Here is a 17,980-nt window from a genome sequence, read left to right as displayed (position 1 = left end):
ACGCCGGTTGTCGGGCATCTGTCTTGGTGTTTGTGTCGGTGATTCGGAATGAGAGGGGGTGGAAACGCACGTGGCTGTTGCTGTTCCAGTTCGAACGTTCCCAGCGATAGTACCGCTTTCGAGCAGATGACTCGCGGCTTTCAGCACGCGAGTCGGCACGCCCCACCCGGGAGGAATAATTCTCGTCGCCGTGGAAGGGGGCGACTCTACCGTCTCAGACCGGGTCCAGTCCCGCTTCCTCCCGCAGCACCTTGATGTACTTGCGGAAGCCGGATTCGAGGTCGTACTGCACCTCGTACCCGGTGTCCTCCTGGAACTTCGTCATGTCCAGGCGCTGGGTCCAGGGCAGTTCGCCCTCGTCAGAGACCTCGATGTCGGCGTCGGGCATGATCTTCTCGACGGTCTCGGCGGCCTCGCGAATCGAGGCGAGTTCGCCGCGGACGTTGTAGACGCGCTGGCTGAGGTCCTCGTCCGGCGTGAAGGCGGCGAGGCGGAACGCCTGCGCGATGTCCTCGACGTGCTGCCAGTCTATCTCCTGGTCACCGTACTCCACGGAGAACGATTCACCCACTGCGGGCTTCTCGATGATGTTCGCGAGGAAGGCGGAGCCGCCGGTTTCGCGGTACGGACCGTAGGCGACGGTCGGCCGGATGGCGACGTGGGAGACGTCGTGGTCCTCGTAGTAGACGCGGGCCTGGTGCTCGTTGTACTCCTTGGTCGCGCCGTAGAGGGTGTCCGGGTAGACGAGGTCGTCCTCGGAGACCCACCAGTCCGACCCGTCGTCGTAGTTGTGCGGCGGGGCGTACACCGCGGCGGAAGAGGCCCAGGCGACGCGTTCGACCTGGTCGTCGAGGGTGCGCGCGGCCTCGAAGATGTTGTTCGTGCCCTCGATGTTGACCTGCATCGCGGCGCGGGGGTTGTCACGCGCCGTGTTGGTCAGCAGGGCCGCCAGGTGGACGATGTGGGTCGTGCCGGTCTCCTTGACCGCGCGAATCACGTCGGTGGAGTCGCTCACGTCGCCGCGGCGGACCTCGACCTCGTCGGCGATGTCGAGCTTCTCGAGGATTCGCGGGTCTGTCGAGAGGTCGTAGGCGACCACGTCGTGGCCGTGGTCGACCAGGTCCTTCGCGACGTACGACCCGATGAATCCGGTGCCACCAGTGACGAGTACCGTGCTGTCTGCCATGTTCGCAAGTTCTGCCACGGTCTGCAAAAAGGTTCTCGTCGGCCCGTGCCGGGTGGCCGGCTCGCACGGCACCCCAAGATTGAGGCCATGGCACCGCGAGTGAGGACCATGGTAGCAGTTGCCGAACACTACCGCCCACCGCCCGAGTCCGACCTCGAAGCAGGCGTGTATCGAGTCGTCGGACAGGACGACGACCGGGTCACGCTACTGCGGGTCGGTGACGCAGCCGAACGTCGCGCCGTGACCGGTGAGGTCGTCTCCGTCTCGCACGAGGAGCTGGCCGGGTTCGACCTGGTCCGCGAACCGAGCAGCGGACTCGCGGGTTTCGTCGGGAACGTCGTGCAGGGACTCGTCTGGACATTCAAGGGCGTGTTCCATCGCTAAGGGCCGGCAGCGGGGAGAATCACCGGTGTCAGCGGTCGGCACGGGTGACGCTGACACCGGGTGGCGGCCACGCCCGAGTCGTCGAGGGTGGGGTACCACGGGGGAGACGCCGACGTCGAATCGGAGTCTCGGGGTGTGGGTATCGACGAGTCGGTCAGGGTCGGCTGGTCGACACCGGCTGGGGTGGGGGAGACAAGGTGCCGGTATCACCTGCCGAAACCCGTCCGGGCCGCCACGTTCCACGCAACACATCACCGAAATAAATAAATTTCTATTACTTCCGCCGGGAAATAACTGCCTGCGCCCGGAGGGATGGGGCTGAACCTGCGCTCGTAGCACGAATTATCAAGAGGGTGACCGTCGAACCTCCACCCGTGGCTGAACACAACGTCGAACTCGCGACGCTGCTCGGGGACCTCGACGCCGACGAATCGGGGCTGTCGAGCGAGGAGGCTGCCCGCCGACTCGAGGAACACGGCCGGAACGAGTTCGTCGAGGGCGAACGGCGTCGCCTCGTCGACATCTTCGTCGCCCAGTTCCAGAGCGCGCTCATCTGGGTGTTGATAGCCGCGGCTGTCGTCGCCGCAGTGGTCGGACACGGGGTCGACGCCGCCCTCATCATGGGCATCGTGATACTGAACGGCATCTTCGGGTTCGTCCAGGACTACCGCGCCGAGGAGAGTCTGCGTGCCTTGCGAGAGCTCGCCGCGCCGACCGCGACCGTCCTTCGCGACGGTGAGCAAGTCGAGATTCCCTCCCCCGAAGTCGTCCCCGGCGACGTGCTCGTCCTGACCGCGGGCGACGCGGTGTCGGCCGATGCACGGCTCCTGAAGGCGACTGACCTCGCGGCCGACGAAGCCGCGCTCACCGGGGAGAGCCTGCCCCAGTCGAAAGAAGCCGCGGTTCTCCCGACGGACACCGCCGTTGCGGACCGTGACAACCTCGTATACAAGCAGACGACGGTGGTCCGCGGCTCCGGGCGGGCGGTGGTGTACGCGACCGGGATGGACACCCAGGTCGGGGCCATCGCGGCCGAACTCGGGACCGTCGAGGAGCGGGAGACGCCCCTCCAGCGCGACCTCGACAAGTTCGGTCGGCGGGTCGGGCTGGGCGTGCTCGTCCTCGCAGCAATCATCGGAGGTGTACTCGTCACTGGTGGTGCCAGCCTCATCCGTGCGGGCCTGACGGCCATCTCGCTGGCGGTCGCGGCGGTCCCCGAGGGTCTCCCGGCCGTCGTCACGCTCACGCTGGCACTCGGGGTGCGTCGGATGGCCGACCAGAACGCGCTGGTCCGGAAACTCCCCGCGGTCGAGTCCCTCGGGTCGGTCGACGTCGTCGCCACCGACAAGACGGGGACCGTCACCGAGGGCCAGATGACCGTCACGAAGGCGTGGGTTCACGAGAACGAGTTCACGCCCGACGAGGCCGACATCGACGACGAACGCCAGCGACTGCTGTTCGAGATCGGCGCGGTCTGCAACGACGCGGCCGGCGAGAACGGCGACCCCACCGAGGTCGCACTGGTCGAGTCGGCGAGCGCGGTCGGACTGGACCCGAAAGCCCTCCGCGAGGACCGCCCCCGAACCGACGAGGTGCCGTTCTCCTCGGAGCGCCGCCGGATGGCGACCGTCCACGACGAACGGAGTTTCGTGAAGGGCGCGCCCGAGACCGTCCTCGAACAGTCCACGCAGGTCCTCACCGCGGACGGACCGGTCGCCCTCGACGACGAGACCCGCGAGCAGATCCAGACGACGGCGGACGGGTTCGCCGACCAGGCACTCCGGGTCCTCGGATTCGCCTACGGCGACCCCGCGGCTCCGGAATCCGACCTCGTGTTCGTCGGCCTCCAGGGCATGCAGGACCCGCCGCGGCCGGAGGTCCGGGACGCCATCGCACAGACGAAAGACGCCGGTATCGCGGTGAAGCTCATCACGGGCGACAACCGGCGGACCGCGGCCGTCATCGGCGAACAGGTCGGCCTCTCCGGCGAGGTCGTCACCGGCAACGACGTGGACGCGATGGAGGACGGAGAACTGAAAGACGCGGTTGAGACGCACGACGTGTTCGCCCGGGTCCTCCCCGAGCACAAGGTCGCCATCTGTCGCGCCCTGCAGGCCAACGGACACACCGTCGCGATGACCGGCGACGGCGTCAACGACGCTCCTGCGCTGAAACACGCCGACGTGGGCATCTCGATGGGCGAGCGCGGTACGGAGGTCGCAAAGCAGGCCTCCGACCTCGTGCTGCTCGACGACAACTACGCGACCATCGCGACCGCGATCCGGAACGGGCGGACCATCTTCGACAACATCTGGAAGTTCGTCGCCTACCTGCTGTCGGCGAACTTCACCGAGGTGATGCTGGTGTTCATCGCCTCGCTGTTCGGCCTGCTCGTCCTCCCGCCGGCGCAACTGCTCTGGATCAACCTCCTCACCGACGGCCTCCCGGCGGTCGCCCTCGGCGTCGACCCCGAGAGCGGCGACGTGATGGACCGACCCCCGCGGGACCGGAGCCTCGGCATCCTCGACCCGCAGATGCTGCGGACCATCGGCGGTCTCGGGGCGTCCTCGACCGTCGTCATGCTCGGGCTCGTCTACTGGCTGGTGACCAGCGGGAGTTCGACCGAGTACATCGTCTCGATGGTGTTCACCGCGTTCGTCGTCGTCGAGTTCGCGAAGCTCTACGTCGTTCGGTGGATTCCGGGCCACCCGGAGCCGAACCGCTGGCTCGCCGTCGCCGTCGCGACCTCGCTGCTGTTGCAACTCGCCGTATTGTATTTCGGCCCGCTCCAGCGTGCGTTCGAGGTCGTGCCCCTGACCCTCGCCGATTGGGGTGTGGTGGGGCTGACGACCCTGCTGACGACGATTCCGATGACCGGCGTCGTCTGGTTGCTCCGCAAGCGCGCACCCGGAAACGGGAAGCAGGCGGTCGGAGAGGCGCGGCCGCAGCAGGCCGACTGACCACAGGAACGCTGGTCCCTATCTCCCGCCGCGCTCCTTCGACCGGTCGTTCGGCCCACCGTTGCCCCGCTCACCGAGCTGGAGGACCCTGGAGGTCGACGTCTCCCGGTGGACGTCACGGTGCTCGAACAGCAACTGCTTGTACTCGAAGTCGACGAACATGTCCAGCTGGTCGTCGTAGTGGTCGCTTTCGGTCCCGTCGGGCGCGACGTAGCCGGAGTTCCCCGGTGGCAGGACGTTCTCCGCGACGGGGTCGTCGCCGAGGCGGACGAAGTGGTTCTCCGTCCCGCGGTTGACCCAGGGCATGTCGCCGGCATCGCCGACCCCGATGGGCATGCCGAACAGCGCCAGGTTGTCGAGTTCGTCGATTCGGGCCGACGTGCGCCACGACTCGACGTCTTCGCCGTACTCCGCTTCGAGTTCAGCACAGGCCGCGCGGAACGCATCGACGAAGGCCTGTTTCACGTCGCCCGCGTAGTCGGCTGCGAGGTCCATCTCGGTCTCGGATGGGTTGAGGACCCGCATCAGCGTCCCGCGACCGTACCGGTAGGTGAGGAAGAACGAGGCGGGGCCGTACGCCGGCCCGAACGCATCGGCGAAGACGTTCTCGAGCGCCTTCGGGAACGTGGCGTTCCAGACGGTGTAGCCGACCGGATACTCACCCGTGAAGTCCTCGCCAGCGCCCTGCCGGTAGTGGTCCCAGTCGGCGACGGCGTCGCGGGCAGCCTGCTCGGTTTCCGTGAGTTCTGCGTCCGCGAGGGCGTCGAGCAGTGCGTCGCGGTACCGGATGCTCCGGAGGTCGATGAACGAGATGTCGTAGACGACGTCCTTGAGGTCGTCGTAGCCGACCGAGCCGGCGGTGTCGAGTTCGTGTTCGACGAGGTTGATGATGCGTTGCACCCGGTGGTCTGTCCCCCACGAGTAGCTGAGGTCGCCGTTGTTCCAGCCCGGCGCAGGCTTGTTGTTCCACTGCGCCGAGTAGCCCCGCGGCGGGTTGATGCTGTAGGGGACGTCCCCGTCTGCGGCCCGCAGGTAGTCCTCCTCGGTGAGTTCGTACTGCGTGCCGTCAGCAGGGAGCCGGGTGTCCCAGGGGGCCGACTCGGCGTCGGGGTAGCGACCGAGGTGGAAGTAGCCGATGTCGCCGTCATCGCCGGCCCACATGAAGTTCAGCGCGTAGTCGCACTGGCGGGCCGCCTCGCCGTACTCCTCGACGCTCTCGGCGAACTGCGACTCGAAGAACGCGGCCCAGGAGTTCATGTCTCGACCGGCGTAGGACTTCGTCTGGGCGATAGCCTCGCCCGCGTCGGGATTCCACTGGGTGACGACGCCGTGGTGAGTCCGCCGAAGCATCACCGTCTGGTCCTCGCCGCCCGCGACCGGAATCGTCTGTTCCTCGGCGTACACCTCGCGCTCCTCGCCGCGGAACTCGTAGGTGTCGGGGCCGTCGTCGTTGGTCTCGATGGACTCGACGAACGTCTGGATGCAGTTGTCGATGCCCGCGGTCGAGGTGAACGCCCCGTTGCGGTTCCGTCCGAACATGATGAATGGATACCCGGCGACCGTGATGCCAGCGACGTCGAAGTCCGGGCCGTGAAGTCCGGCCTCGTACATCACCGAGGGCGTCGAGAAGCCCATCTGCGGGCCACCCATGAGTATCGCGTCGCCGCTGTCGGTCGCGTCGCCCTGGACGGCGAGCGCATTGCTGCCGTACTTGATGGGTAGGCCGAGGTCGTCGAGGCCTCGGGCGAGGGTCCGGACTCGCTCCATCTCTGCCTCGTGGACGCCTCGCGCGTCGGTTGGAACGCGAGCGTCCCCGCCTGTCACCCGGTTGGTCGGCTGGTTCTGTTCGCCCGTCACGCCGCGCTCGGTGCCTTCTGCGGCTGTCGCACCAGCACCGGCGTCGTCGCCTGCCGGGGTGTACGGCGGCACGTAGGCGTCATCGGGCTGGACGCTGGAGGTCGGCGACCCGGGGTCGTTCCCCCAGTTGAGGTCGTGGAACAGTTCCATCGCGCCCTCCTCGCCGACCTGCCCCTCGAGGATGTCGACGACCAGCGCGCCGAGGGTCTCCAGCTGGAAGCCGCTGAAGAAGGCCATGCTGGCGACGTACATCCCGGCGACGTCCTCCTCGGTGAACGGCTCGGGCTCGAACCCGTTCTCGACGAACCCCTTGTGGAACTCGCGGTCTCCCTCGCGGACCGACTCGATGTAACGGTTGATGCCCGACGCGAACGCCTGGAGGATGGCCCGGTTGTCCGGGTCCATGTTCTCCAGTTGCTCGGGCAGCGTCGTCTCGGTGAAGGTGTTCTGGCGGGCCGCAGCGTCGAAGGCGACCCACTCCTCACCGAACACCTCGGCGACCGTCCCGTGGTAGTACCGCCGGTAGAGTTCGAGCTGGAACAGGCGGTCCGTGGCGACCGCGTACCCGAACCCGAAGAAGACGGGTGTTCGGTCGTCGGCGTTCCGGGCGTAGATGTGTGGGACCCCGTAGTCGTCGCGCCTGATGGTGACCGTCGTCGGGTCGCTCGACTCCCCACCGTAGGCCAGCGTCGTCTTGCTGGCGACTGCGGCCGCGGCCAGACCGGTTCCGGTTCGCAGCAGGTCTCGTCGTAACACGCTCCCCCTTCCATGGCTGTCAGTGTCTGCCATATTCTCATTGAATTACCATTGGCCTGTATAATCAACCCCGGCTGTGTGAGTGTTTTTTACGTCCGACCCAAACAATAGTGTTGCTCTATTGACTTCTATGCCAGCAGCTACGCTCGACTAACTCGGAGCCGGGAACTCGCCTCAGATCCGGTTCGTCGTCGACTCTATCCAGCCCGTCACGAACAGGACACCGCCGATAGCGACCGGACCGAACCCGAGCAGGGCGACGGTCCCCGGAAGCGAGGTCCCGAAGCCGTCGAAGACCACCGACCCGGCGACGACCCGGAGGACGGGCTGGTAGGGCTCCGGCGGCGCGGCGATCCAGAGCAGGACCCAGCCGGTGCCGGCGAGGGCGAGGAGCACGCCGAAGACTGCCCGGCCGTTCATACCCCTTCGTCGACGAGCCGCGAAAAGAAGCTACTGCCCGGTTCGAGCCTACTCGTGCAGGCCGCCGACCTCGGCGTAGAACGACGACTGCAGCGTCTCGGCCATGTCCTCCTCGCGGTCAATGCGCACGTCGATGACGGTCGGCACGTCCGCGGCCTTCGCGTCCTCGAGTGCGGGCACGAGGTCGTCGGGGTCGGTGACGTGCTGGCCCTGGCCGCCGAGGGCTTCGGCGACCTTGACGAAGTTCGTGTCGTGGAACTCGACGCCCGGAATGGAGTCGTCCATCTGGCGGACCATCCCCAGACTCGTGTCGTTGAGCACGACGAACGTCGGGGCCACGTCGTGATCGACCGCGGTCTCGACGGCGGTCATCGTCATCGTGAAGCCGCCGTCCCCGGCAACGCAGATGGCGTCCTTGCCGAGGAGTGCGGCCGTCACTGCGGCGGGGGCCGCCCAGCCCATGCCGCCGACGCCGCCGGAGCCGAAGTACGTCTCCGTGTCGGGCGTCTGGAGGTAGTTCAGGAGCCAGAATCGGTTGTTCCCTGAATCCGCGGTGACGACGGTATCCGAGTCGACGACCTGCTGGATAGCCTTGCAGGCGCGCTGGGGCTTGATGGGCGTCGAGTCGTCCTCGCACTCGGGCACCGAGAAGTCCTCGCGGGCCTCGGCGGCGCGGTCGAGCGCCCACCCGTTCTCTGCACCACCCTCGGTCACGAGCGCGGCCAGCGACTGTGCTGCATCGCCGATGAGACCGACGTCTGCCGGGTACACCCAGCCCGCGTTTCGGGTGTCGATGTCGGCGTGGATGATGGTCTGCTCGTCGGGCCGGATGAACGACTCGGCCTGCCAGTTGGTGTCCATCGGGTTCATCCGGCAGCCGACCACCAGGAGGGTGTCGGCCTCGGAGACGACCTGGTTCGCGCCCTCGTGGCCGAAGGAGCCGATGACGCCGGCGGCGCGCTCGTGGGTCTCCGGAATCGTGGACTTCCCCAGATAGGAGGTCGCGACGACCGCGTCGTACGCCTCGGCGCAGGCGACGAGTTCGTCGTAGGCGTTGGCCGCGTGGACGCCGTTCCCGGCGAGGATGACGGGTCGGTCGGCCTTCTGCAGGGCCGTGACCGCGTCGGCAACGTCGCGGTCGGTGGGCTGTGACTCCCAGTTCTTCACCTGTCGGTCCTCGTCCCAGACCGATGGAATCGAATCCTCGGGGAACTCGTCGGAGACGGCGTCGCCGTCGAGGATGACCGCGGTGGGACCGGGTCGGCCGGCAGTCGCGTGCTTGAACGCCAGCTGGAGCGACCGAACCGTCTCCGTGGGCGTGCGCGGGAACCACCATTCCTTGGTGACGCCGTCGAGGATCTTCGGGAGCGATAGCCCACCGTAGTCACCGCGGGACTGTTGGTAGGGCGCGAGCGTGGAGTAGTCGCCGCGCTCGGATGCCTCGGTGATGGCGACCATCGGCGAGGAGGCGAGCCGAGCCTCCATCTGGCCGATGTTTCCTAAACTCCCGATCCAGGGGCCCTGCCCGGCGAGCACGCCCGGCTTCCCGGTCATGCGGCCGTAGGACTCGGCCATGACGCTCGCCTCGCGCTCGTCGCGCGGGCGAACGACCTGTATCTCGGGGTGCTCCGCCAGCGTCTCGAACACCTCGATGACTCGGCCGCCGGGGTAGCCGAAGACGAACTCCGTGTCGAGATTTGCGAGTCCCTCGACCACACGCGCTGCCGTCTTCATGCGTCTTCGTCGAACTGGACTGTCTCCTCGACGTACATCGTCGGCCCCTCGTCGGGCTTGGCGAACTTCTCTAGGTCCGCCATGACCTCCTTGCCGACGTCGGAGTCGAACGCCGCCTTCAGGTCGCCCATGTCCTCGAAGTACAGTTCGACGATGCCGTCGTACTCGCTGTGTTCCGGGCTGTTCGGGACGCTCGTGACGTACTTCTTCGCGTGGGGGAGGTCCTTCGCGAGCGGGACGTGTTCCTCGTACCAGTACTCGGCGAACTCCTCGTGGGTCAGGTCGTCCGCGCGTACCAGCAGGTTCACCAATTTAATCATGACAGTAAAACCGACGGGCGGCGGTCTCTTGGTTGTACCGGTGCCACCGGCTTCGGGGGGGCGATTCGATGGGAATACGACGCTCGAACCTGACCCGTCAGGTCCGTTCGTACATTCCCATGAGGCGCGTCTGGGCGACCTCGGCGTTCTGGATGGCCGAGCGGACCTCGGACCCGCTCGCACCGCCCGGCACGTCGAGTTCGCTGTCGCAGGCGTACAGGGTGAACCGGTAGCTGTGTGCGCCGTGGCTCTTCGGCGGGCATGGCCCGCGGTAGCCGACCGCGTCGAACCCGTTCGTGCCCTGTCGAGCCCCGTCGAGGGACGCGACGGTTCCGCCGCGCGGCACGTCCTCCGGGATGGAGATGGTGTCAGCGGGGACGTTCCACAGCAGCCAGTGGTCGAACGTGCCGCCGGGTGCGTCCGGGTCGTCGACGACCAGCGCCAGCGTCTCGGCTTCTGGTGGGGCCCCACCGATGGACAGCTCGGGCGAGACGTCCGCCCCATCGCAGGTGAACCGGGCTGGAATCGTCTCCCCGTCGGAGAATGCTCTCGCTTCGATGGCGAACTCGCTCGTGGCTTTGGATGACATATTGGTCGCTTTCGTGGTGGGCGTTCTCTCGGCGGTCCGCCGGGTCTTCGTTCGTGTCCCCGGACTCCCCCCGAGACACCCTGCGACGGCGACGACTCCGCCACCCAGCGTGTGGAGCGTCGCGCGCCTCGTCGCCATACCAGAGTTACGGTAGGTGTCGCCATGAGCGTAGGGGCTTATATATCTCACACCGTATCTACAGGATATGACGAAGCTTCGCAAACCCACCGCCCGGAACTGCGAACGATGCGGGCGAAAGGAGGCGTGGAACGACGACGTGGAATCGTGGCGCATCGTCGACGACGAGATAGGGAATCCCCAGTGTATCCACGAGTGGGACATCGACGGGACGTTCAACCCGATAGAGGAGTAGCGAGGAAGCCGACCGAAGGGAGGTTTCCTCGGACACCGAGCGGGGAACGAAGTGACCCGCGAGCAGTAGGGAGGAAGCCGTCCGAAGGGAGCGACTCCACCTTTTTCATCGCCGCATCCGAACCGCCGGTCATGCCGACCGTCTACATCACGGCCCCACCTGACGAGGCGGGCCACATCGCGACGACGCTGGTCGAGGAGCGACTCGCCGCCTGTGTCAACCGCGTTCGCTGTCGCTCGACCTACCGCTGGGAGGACGAGGTACATCGCGACGACGAGGAGATACTGCTGGCGAAGACCACCGACGAGGGCTACGACGCACTGGTCGAGCGTGTCGAGGAACTCCATCCCTACGACGTGCCCTGCATCGAGCGGTTCGACGAGGACGACGTGACCGATGCGTTCGGTAAGTGGCTCACCGACTCGGTCGGGTCGCCGTAGAATCAGGGCAGCGAGGCGGCCGTCTCACCGATGAGCGCCGCGGCGCGTTCCGTGAACAGTGCTGGAACGTTCTCCCGCGCGTCGCGCCGGAGGTCGTACCCGAGGTCGGGGCGCTCGCCTTCCCAGTCCTGTGACGGGATGAGTTCGGGGAGTTCGTAGCGCTGGAGTCGGTCGTCGGCGTGTTTGACCGCCTTCCACGCCGTCTCCGATGGGTCGGGCAGGTCGAAGGCCTCCCAGACAGCGGCCTGGACGCCCTGTTCTGCACGGCGGTAGTTCGGGAGGTGTGGCTTCAGCGGCCCCGGCACGTCTGCCATGTACGCCTCGGAGGCGTCGTGGAGCAGTCCGTACAGCTGGACCTGCGGGGATTCACCCATCGCCGCCAGCTCCTGGCTCACGTACACCGAGTGGAGGGCGACACTGTAGAAGAACCGGGACTGCCCGGCCGCCCGACAGACGTTCGCGGTCCCGTGGGCGATGTCAGCGAGCCGGACCTGGTCGGGTGCCGGGTCGAACGGCCTGAACGACCCGCCGGACTGTGTGCTGATGGCTGCGTCTCGTTTCCTCGCGTCTCTGTCGGTTGCTAAATCCATCGAGAATCACCTTTCCACTCCCTCAACAGTTGGTCCAACAAAAGACTTTCCACTCAGGAAACACCCTGTGGCGTGTGAGACCGGCACACCACTCCTGAGGATTCCATGGTCTCCGTCGAAAAGTAAGGGTTAAAAACGCCGCGAGGCACCTGTCACATATGGCTGGAACTATCGAAGCGCTCGTCCCGGGTGGCCAGGCCAACCCTGGCCCGCCGCTCGGCCCCGAGCTCGGTCCGACACCTGTCGACGTGCAGGAAGTCGTCAGCGAGATCAACGAACAGACCGCCGCGTTCGACGGCATGGAGGTCCCGGTTACCGTCGAATACGAGGACGACGGCAGCTTCACCATCGAGGTCGGTGTCCCGCCGACGGCCGCACTCATCAAGGACGAGGCCGGATTCGAGACGGGCAGCGGTGAACCCCAGGAGAACTTCGTCGCCAACATGACCGTCGACCAGGTCAAGAAGGTCGCCAAGCAGAAGCAGACGGACCTGCTCTCGTACGACCTCAAGAACGCCGCGAAGGAGGTCGTCGGGACCTGCACCTCGCTGGGTGTCACCATCGAAGGTGAGAACCCGCGCGAGTTCAAGGAGCGTCTCGACGGCGGCGAGTACGACGACCAGTTCACCGACGAATAAGCGACGTTCTCTCCCCTTTCTCCGAGCGAACAGCGGTGGTGCTCGCTCGGCGTCGAAACGACCCGCTCAGTCCAGACGCCCGGCGAGGGCACGGCCCGTGAGTGTGAGCATCCCCGCGACAACGAGCGCCAGCAGGGCGAGCATCGTCACCGTGAGGCCGGTGCCGGACGCGGCGAACGCACCGCCCCCGTGTGCCGGTTCGAGCGACGGAAGCACGTCCGGGGCCACCGTCGCCACGCCGAAGTAGCTCACCGTCACGAGTATCGCGATGCCGCCGGTCCCGAGTCCGAGCATCGATGCCACGTCTTCGACGTTGAGGAGCCGATGTGCGGCCCGTTCGTCGATGTTGTCGCGTCGCAACCGGACGAGTGCGACGGCGACCAGCCCTGTGCCAGCCAGTACCTCGACGCCCAGCCCGAACAGCCCGAGCAAGACGACCTTCGGCGATGCTACCGACGGATGGGGAAACGCCAGTTCCGGCGGGACCGCGAGGGCCAACGGCAGGATAGCTACCAACAGGGCGGTAATCACGCCCTGGTGAGTCAACTTGCGTGGGAGGGGTCCCGAGAAGAAGCTGTATCGACTTGCCCGAAGCCGTTCGTAGGTGGTCCCATTTACTATCGAATGTGTGATATAATCGTCTACGGCGTCGTTATTGTCTTCCATCTGTCCGTTCTCACCCGGTGTTCTCACCCTCGTGGGGATTGTCGTCAGGAGACCGCCCATGGACAAAAATTCACTGGTCAGTCGTGTGATTCCTCGTTGACGAGTTCCTGTCGAGTTCTCTAACCATCCCCCGAGACAGTCCCATTTCGTATCAGTTAGCGAACTGTTAGCTATCCCTGTACGTTCCATAGGGAGGGTGTAATGGCTCAAGTCGGAGCGGAATCACTCTGGTTGCTGATCGGTACCATCGGGATGACCATCGGGACACTCTACTTCGTCGGCAGAGGGCGGGGTGTCACCGACAAGAAGATGCAGGAGTTCTACATCGTTACCATATTCATCACGGCCATCGCCGCGGCGATGTACTTCCTGATGTATACGGGGTTCGGGGTAACCACCGTCACCGCGGGCGGGGAGGAGCTCACCATCTACTGGGCACGCTACGCTGACTGGCTGTTCACCACGCCGCTGTTGCTGCTCGACCTCGCGCTCCTCGCTGGCGCGAGCCGGAACACCATCTTCACGCTCGTCGGCCTCGACGTGTTCATGATCGGGACCGGCCTCATCGCGGCACTCGAGACCACGCCCGCGTACCGCATCGTGTGGTGGGGCGTCAGCTCCGGTGCGCTGCTCGTGTTGCTGTACTTCCTCGTCGGCACGCTCTCGAAGCAGGCAAAGTCGAAATCGACGCAGGTCCAGACCCTGTTCAGCCAGCTGCGCAACATCATCATGGGCCTCTGGCTGCTGTACCCCGTCGTCTGGCTCATCGGGACCGAGGGGACCCTCGGCATCCTCCCGCTGTACTGGGAGACCGCGGCGTTCATGGTCCTCGACCTGAGCGCGAAGGTCGGCTTCGGGATGGTGCTGCTCGGCAGCCGGTCCATCCTCGAGGACGCCACCGGTGCGGCCCCGACCGAACCCGAGCCCGAGGCCGAAGTCGCGGCCTGAGGCACACGGACCAACCGAACGCACGACTTCTTTCGCGTCGCCCACGACACGTAGTACCACGTCTCAGCCGTCAGGTGAGCGGTAGCCGCCGGTTCCCGAGCTGTGTATACGTCCGCTTCGACGGCTTTAAGTTTCCACTGGGCCACCGTCCGGACGAGACAGGCTTTTGCCTGTTTCACTGACCCGTAGAAGCACTACGCGTACTACGGAGGTGAACGATGGCAGACCAGGACATAGTAGACGCAGTCTCTCGAGCTCTCGAGGATGCACCCGAGCGGAACTTCCGCGAAACGGTGGACCTCGCGATCAACCTGAGAGACCTCGACCTTAACGATCCGTCACAGCGTGTCGACGAGTCCGTCGTCCTGCCGTCCGGAACCGGCCAGGAGACCCAAATTGTGGTCTTCGCCGAAGGCGAAACCGGCCTTCGAGCGGAAGACGTCGCTGACGAGGTTTTCAGCGGCGACGAACTGGCCGATCTGGGCGACGACGACGACCACGCGAAGGACCTTGCCGACGAGACAGACTTCTTCATCGCAGAGGAGAACATGATGCAAGACGTCGCTCGTCATCTCGGTACGATTCTCGGTCCTCGTGGTAAGATGCCGACCCCGCTCGGCCTTGACGAAGACGTCGTTGAGACGGTGAATCGCATGAAGAACACAGTGCAGCTCCGGAGTCGAGACCGGCGCACGTTCCACACCCGTGTCGGTGCAGAAGACATGAGTGCGGACGACATCGCCGACAACATCGACGTCATCATCCGTCGCCTGCACGCGAACCTCGAGAAGGGCCCACTCAACGTGGACTCCATCTACGTGAAGACCACGATGGGCCCCTCGGTGGAGGTGAACGCCTGATGAGCGCAGAAGCCGAACGCAAGACCGAGAACCTTCCGCAGTGGAAGAAAGACGAGGTCGCCGAACTCGTAGAGATCATCGAGTCCTATGAGTCCGTCGGCATCGTCAACGTGGCTGGCATTCCGAGCCGCCAGCTGCAGGCCATGCGTGCGGACCTCTACCCTGACACGCAGCTGCGAATGAGTCGGAACACGCTGCTGACGCGTGCACTCGACGACGTCGACGACGGCATCGAGGTGCTCACCGAGCACATCGAAGGCCAGGTCGGCCTCATCGGGACCGACGACAACCCGTTCGCACTGTTCAAGATCCTGGAGGAGTCGAAGACGCCCGCACCCATCAACGCCGGGGAGGTCGCCCCGAATGACATCGTCATTCCGGAAGGCGACACCGGTGTCGACCCGGGTCCGTTCGTCGGCGAGCTCCAGCAAGTCGGTGCAGCAGCTCGCATCATGGATGGCTCCATCCACGTCACCGAGGACTCCAACGTCCTCAGCGCTGGAGAGGAAGTTTCCGAACAGCTCTCCAACGTCCTGAGCGAACTCGGCATCGAGCCGAAGGAAGTGGGTCTCGACCTCCGCGCTGTCTATTCCGACGGCGTGGTGTTCGACCCCGCAGACCTCGACATCGACGTGGACGCCTACCGCAGCGACGTCCAGACCGCGGCCGCTCGTGCACGGAACCTGTCCGTGAACGCGGTGTACCCGACGGCTCAGACGGCATCCACCCTCATCGCGAAGGCGACGGGCGAAGCCAAGAGCCTCGGCCTGTACGCAGCGATCGAGAGCCCGGACCTCGCGGACGACCTTATCCGCAAGGCGGACGCGCAGCTTCGCGCGCTCGCGGCTAACATCGACGACGAGGAGGCACTCCCGGAGGAGCTCCAGGGCGCTTCCGCCCCGGCAGCCGCCGCCGAGGAGGCCGACGAAGACGAATCGACTGACGACCAAGACACGACCGAGACGGACACCGAAGCCGACGCCGCCGACGAGGAAGACGACGACGACGGCGACGACGACGACGGTGCAGCCGGTCTCGGCAACATGTTCGGATAACAACAATGGAGTACGTTTACGCAGCACTCATCCTGAACGAATCGGGCGAGGAGATCAACGAAGACAACCTGACCGCCGTGCTCGACGCCGCTGGCGTCGACGTGGAGGAGTCCCGTGTGAAGGCGCTTGTCGCCGCACTCGAGGACGTCGACATCGAGGAGGCCGTCGCAGAGGCCGCTGCCGTCCCCGCGGGCGGCGCAGCCGCTGGCGGTGCCTCCAGTGCCGACGAGGGTGGCGACGACGAGAGCGAGGAAGAGGAAGTCTCCGACGTGCCGGACACGACGGAAGACGAAGACGACGACGAGGAAGAGGAAGCCTCGGGCGAGGGCCTGGGCAACCTCTTCGGCTGAACTCGCTCACGAACGTCACACGACAGACCGCATATTCTTTCGAACCAGTCGCGGAGTAGCGACACCGTCCCGAGTGGCATCGCTACCGACGCAGTAGTTTATATACGAGCCCGCGGCCAGAGTCGGCGATGCTCCCCCTCGAGTCCGACCTGGTCCTGCTGGCGTCGGTACTCGCGGGTATCGCTCTGGGGACGGCGAGCGGGCTCACACCGGGGCTCCACGCGAACAACTTCGCGCTGTTGCTCGCCGCGGTGGCCCCGGCCGTCCCGGCTCCGCCGTCGGTCGTGGTCGGTGCGATGCTCGCGGCAGGTGTCACGCACACCTTCCTCGACGCGGTGCCGGCGCTGGCGCTCGGGGTTCCCGATGCGGCGATGGCGGCCTCGGCACTGCCGGGGCACAAACTGGTGCTCGCTGGCAGGGGGCGTGAGGCCCTCCGGTTGTCGGTGCTGGGGAGTGCCGGCGCGCTGGTCGTGTCGGTGCCCGTCGCGGTGCCGGCGACGGCTGCGATGACGGCGGCCTATCCGACCATCCGGGCACACCTCTCGCTCGTCCTGGTGGCGGTGGTGGCACTCACACTGGCGACCGAGCGGACCTGGCGCGCGCGAGCAGGTGGGCTCGTCGTGCTCGCCCTGGCGGGCGGACTCGGCATCGTGACACTCCCGCTGGAACCCGCCGCCCCGCTCCCGACGAGTATCCTGACGCCCCTGTTCGCGGGGCTATTCGGCGCGCCGGTGCTGCTCGATGCGCTCGAGGGAGGTGGCATCCCGCCCCAGGACGGAACCGGGCTACTCCTCGCGCCCCGCTCGGTGGCGCTAGCGACCGGTGCCGGTGCGCTCGCGGGCGGCGCGGTCGGCTACCTGCCCGGGGTGTCCAGTGCCATCGCAGCCACCGCGGCCCTCGCAGTCCTTCCCGGGGACGCCGGTGACCGCGGGTACGTGGTCGCCACCAGTGGCGTGAACACGGCGAACTCGGTCTTCGCGCTCTTCGCGCTCGTCGCCCTCGGGACGCCCCGGACCGGGGTGCTCGTCGCGGTCGACAGCGTCGGTGGGGTGCCCGCGCTCGCCACCGCACTGCTGGTCGTCGTGCTCGCGGGCGCGGTCGCGACCGGGCTCGTCCTGACCGTCGGTGACCGCTACCTCGACGTGGTGGGCCGACTCGACCCGCAGCGGCTCTCGGTGGCCGCGCTCGGGCTTCTCTCGGGGCTCTCGTGGCTGTTCGCGGGGACCGTGGGCGTGCTCGTGTTCGTCGTCGCGACCGCGATAGGCTGTGTCCCACCGCGGCTCGGGACCCGGCGGGTGTACTGCATGGGGGTGTTGCTCGTGCCCCTCGCTGCGTGACCCGAAAGACAATCGTTAAAACCGCCCGGACGGAAACCAACGGTATGAGCGAATCCGAACAGCGTACCCGACGCAAGTGCGTCTCCTGTGGGATCAACATCTCCGGGACGAACGCGGCTGCGTTCAAGTGCCCCGACTGTGGGACACAGATCTACCGATGCGCGAAGTGCCGCAAGCAGAGCAACCTGTACAACTGTCCGAAGTGCACGTTCGAGGGGCCGTAACAATGGGGAAAGTCGCCGCCAAGATGAAGGTAATGCCGAACAGCCCCGACATCGACCTCGACGCGCTCCAGGAGCGTCTGGAGAGCTCGCTCCCCGAGGGTGCGAAGATCAACGGCGTCGAGCGTGACGACGTCGCCTTCGGTCTCGTCGCCCTGTACCCGACCGTCATCGTTCCCGACGACGCGGGTGGCACGGAAGCCGTCGAAGAGGCCTTCGCGGACGTCGAAGGCGTCGAGTCCGTCGCTGTCGAGAACGTCGGCCGCATCTGAGCTGGCCGAACCACTCCTGCGTTT

20 protein-coding genes are annotated in these 17,980 nt (G+C 66.2%); 12 read left to right on the top strand and 8 right to left on the bottom strand.

Annotation, left to right across the window (positions count from 1 at the left end; translation table 11 throughout):
- Positions 1-214 precede the first annotated feature (214 nt).
- Positions 215-1,186, bottom strand: a complete 972-nt coding sequence (locus tag N6C22_RS11895) for an NAD(P)-dependent oxidoreductase (protein ID WP_261651327.1) — start codon at positions 1,184-1,186, stop codon at positions 215-217.
- Between the two features lie 108 nt (positions 1,187-1,294).
- Between N6C22_RS11895 and N6C22_RS11890 the strand changes: the two genes are divergently transcribed.
- Together N6C22_RS11890 and N6C22_RS11885 are read left to right on the top strand one after the other, a co-directional pair.
- Positions 1,295-1,570 carry a hypothetical protein gene (locus tag N6C22_RS11890; RefSeq protein ID WP_261651326.1) on the top strand — a complete coding sequence of 92 codons (276 nt, stop codon included), beginning with the start codon at positions 1,295-1,297 and terminating at the stop codon, positions 1,568-1,570.
- Between the two features lie 374 nt (positions 1,571-1,944).
- The gene (locus N6C22_RS11885) at positions 1,945-4,530 is read left to right on the top strand and encodes a cation-transporting P-type ATPase (protein WP_261651325.1); all 2,586 of its coding nucleotides are present in this window, start codon (positions 1,945-1,947) and stop codon (positions 4,528-4,530) included.
- Positions 4,531-4,548: 18 nt separating this feature from the next.
- Here N6C22_RS11885 and N6C22_RS11880 read toward each other — a convergent pair whose 3' ends face one another.
- The 5 genes from N6C22_RS11880 to N6C22_RS11860 all read right to left on the bottom strand — a co-directional run bounded on the left by N6C22_RS11880 (position 4,549) and on the right by N6C22_RS11860 (position 10,344).
- Entirely contained in the window at positions 4,549-7,176 is a 2,628-nt protein-coding gene (locus N6C22_RS11880) for a penicillin acylase family protein (RefSeq protein WP_261651324.1), read from the bottom strand.
- Between the two features lie 141 nt (positions 7,177-7,317).
- Positions 7,318-7,563 carry a hypothetical protein gene (locus tag N6C22_RS11875; protein ID WP_261651323.1) on the bottom strand — a complete coding sequence of 82 codons (246 nt, stop codon included), beginning with the start codon at positions 7,561-7,563 and terminating at the stop codon, positions 7,318-7,320.
- Between the two features lie 48 nt (positions 7,564-7,611).
- Positions 7,612-9,297 (bottom strand): thiamine pyrophosphate-binding protein, encoded by a 1,686-nt coding sequence (locus tag N6C22_RS11870; RefSeq protein WP_261651322.1) that lies wholly within the window; start codon positions 9,295-9,297, stop codon positions 7,612-7,614.
- Positions 9,294-9,617, bottom strand: coding sequence for an EthD family reductase (locus tag N6C22_RS11865; protein WP_261651321.1), 324 nt, complete (start codon positions 9,615-9,617; stop codon positions 9,294-9,296). The genes N6C22_RS11870 and N6C22_RS11865 overlap by 4 nt, the downstream gene beginning before the upstream one ends.
- A 97-nt stretch (positions 9,618-9,714) precedes the next feature.
- Positions 9,715-10,344, bottom strand: a complete 630-nt coding sequence (locus N6C22_RS11860) for a YbhB/YbcL family Raf kinase inhibitor-like protein (protein ID WP_261651320.1) — start codon at positions 10,342-10,344, stop codon at positions 9,715-9,717.
- A gap of 67 nt (positions 10,345-10,411) precedes the next feature.
- Between N6C22_RS11860 and N6C22_RS11855 the strand changes: the two genes are divergently transcribed.
- On the top strand, positions 10,412-10,579 hold the full coding sequence (locus N6C22_RS11855; RefSeq protein WP_261651319.1) for an HEWD family protein: 168 nt from the start codon (positions 10,412-10,414) through the stop codon (positions 10,577-10,579).
- A gap of 131 nt (positions 10,580-10,710) precedes the next feature.
- A complete protein-coding gene (gene cutA, locus N6C22_RS11850; RefSeq protein ID WP_261651318.1) occupies positions 10,711-11,019 on the top strand; it encodes a divalent-cation tolerance protein CutA in 309 nt (102 codons plus the stop codon).
- 2 nt (positions 11,020-11,021) lie between these two features.
- Here cutA and N6C22_RS11845 read toward each other — a convergent pair whose 3' ends face one another.
- Entirely contained in the window at positions 11,022-11,609 is a 588-nt protein-coding gene (locus N6C22_RS11845; RefSeq protein ID WP_261651317.1) for a hypothetical protein, read from the bottom strand.
- Positions 11,610-11,767: 158 nt separating this feature from the next.
- Between N6C22_RS11845 and N6C22_RS11840 the strand changes: the two genes are divergently transcribed.
- Positions 11,768-12,247: a 50S ribosomal protein L11 gene (locus N6C22_RS11840; RefSeq protein ID WP_261651316.1), complete on the top strand. Its 480-nt coding sequence runs from the start codon at positions 11,768-11,770 to the stop codon at positions 12,245-12,247.
- A gap of 66 nt (positions 12,248-12,313) precedes the next feature.
- On the opposite strand, the gene N6C22_RS11835 is transcribed toward N6C22_RS11840, so the two are convergent.
- Positions 12,314-12,793, bottom strand: a complete 480-nt coding sequence (locus N6C22_RS11835) for a hypothetical protein (RefSeq protein WP_261651315.1) — start codon at positions 12,791-12,793, stop codon at positions 12,314-12,316.
- Positions 12,794-13,114: 321 nt separating this feature from the next.
- Here N6C22_RS11835 and N6C22_RS11830 point away from each other — a divergent pair, with 321 nt between their 5' ends.
- The 7 genes from N6C22_RS11830 (at position 13,115) to N6C22_RS11800 (ending at position 17,956) form a co-directional block, all read left to right on the top strand.
- Positions 13,115-13,861, top strand: a complete 747-nt coding sequence (locus N6C22_RS11830; RefSeq protein ID WP_261651314.1) for a bacteriorhodopsin — start codon at positions 13,115-13,117, stop codon at positions 13,859-13,861.
- 218 nt (positions 13,862-14,079) lie between these two features.
- On the top strand, positions 14,080-14,721 hold the full coding sequence (locus tag N6C22_RS11825) for a 50S ribosomal protein L1 (RefSeq protein WP_261651313.1): 642 nt from the start codon (positions 14,080-14,082) through the stop codon (positions 14,719-14,721).
- Positions 14,721-15,776, top strand: coding sequence for a 50S ribosomal protein L10 (locus tag N6C22_RS11820; RefSeq protein WP_261651312.1), 1,056 nt, complete (start codon positions 14,721-14,723; stop codon positions 15,774-15,776). Before N6C22_RS11825 ends, N6C22_RS11820 begins: the two co-directional genes overlap by 1 nt.
- Before the next feature lie 5 nt (positions 15,777-15,781).
- Positions 15,782-16,126 (top strand): 50S ribosomal protein P1, encoded by a 345-nt coding sequence (rpl12p, locus tag N6C22_RS11815; protein WP_261651311.1) that lies wholly within the window; start codon positions 15,782-15,784, stop codon positions 16,124-16,126.
- Positions 16,127-16,254: 128 nt separating this feature from the next.
- Entirely contained in the window at positions 16,255-17,463 is a 1,209-nt protein-coding gene (locus N6C22_RS11810; protein ID WP_261651310.1) for a tripartite tricarboxylate transporter permease, read from the top strand.
- Positions 17,464-17,507: 44 nt separating this feature from the next.
- Positions 17,508-17,687 carry an HVO_2753 family zinc finger protein gene (locus tag N6C22_RS11805; RefSeq protein WP_261651309.1) on the top strand — a complete coding sequence of 60 codons (180 nt, stop codon included), beginning with the start codon at positions 17,508-17,510 and terminating at the stop codon, positions 17,685-17,687.
- A 2-nt stretch (positions 17,688-17,689) separates the two neighbouring features.
- On the top strand, positions 17,690-17,956 hold the full coding sequence (locus tag N6C22_RS11800; RefSeq protein WP_261651308.1) for an elongation factor 1-beta: 267 nt from the start codon (positions 17,690-17,692) through the stop codon (positions 17,954-17,956).
- Positions 17,957-17,980 lie beyond the last annotated feature (24 nt).

Source organism: Haloarchaeobius sp. HME9146, from assembly GCF_025399835.1.
Classification (GTDB): Archaea; Halobacteriota; Halobacteria; order Halobacteriales; family Natrialbaceae; genus Haloarchaeobius.
Note: the sequence above shows the minus strand (reverse complement) of the source record. Positions and strands in the feature narration are given on the sequence as shown.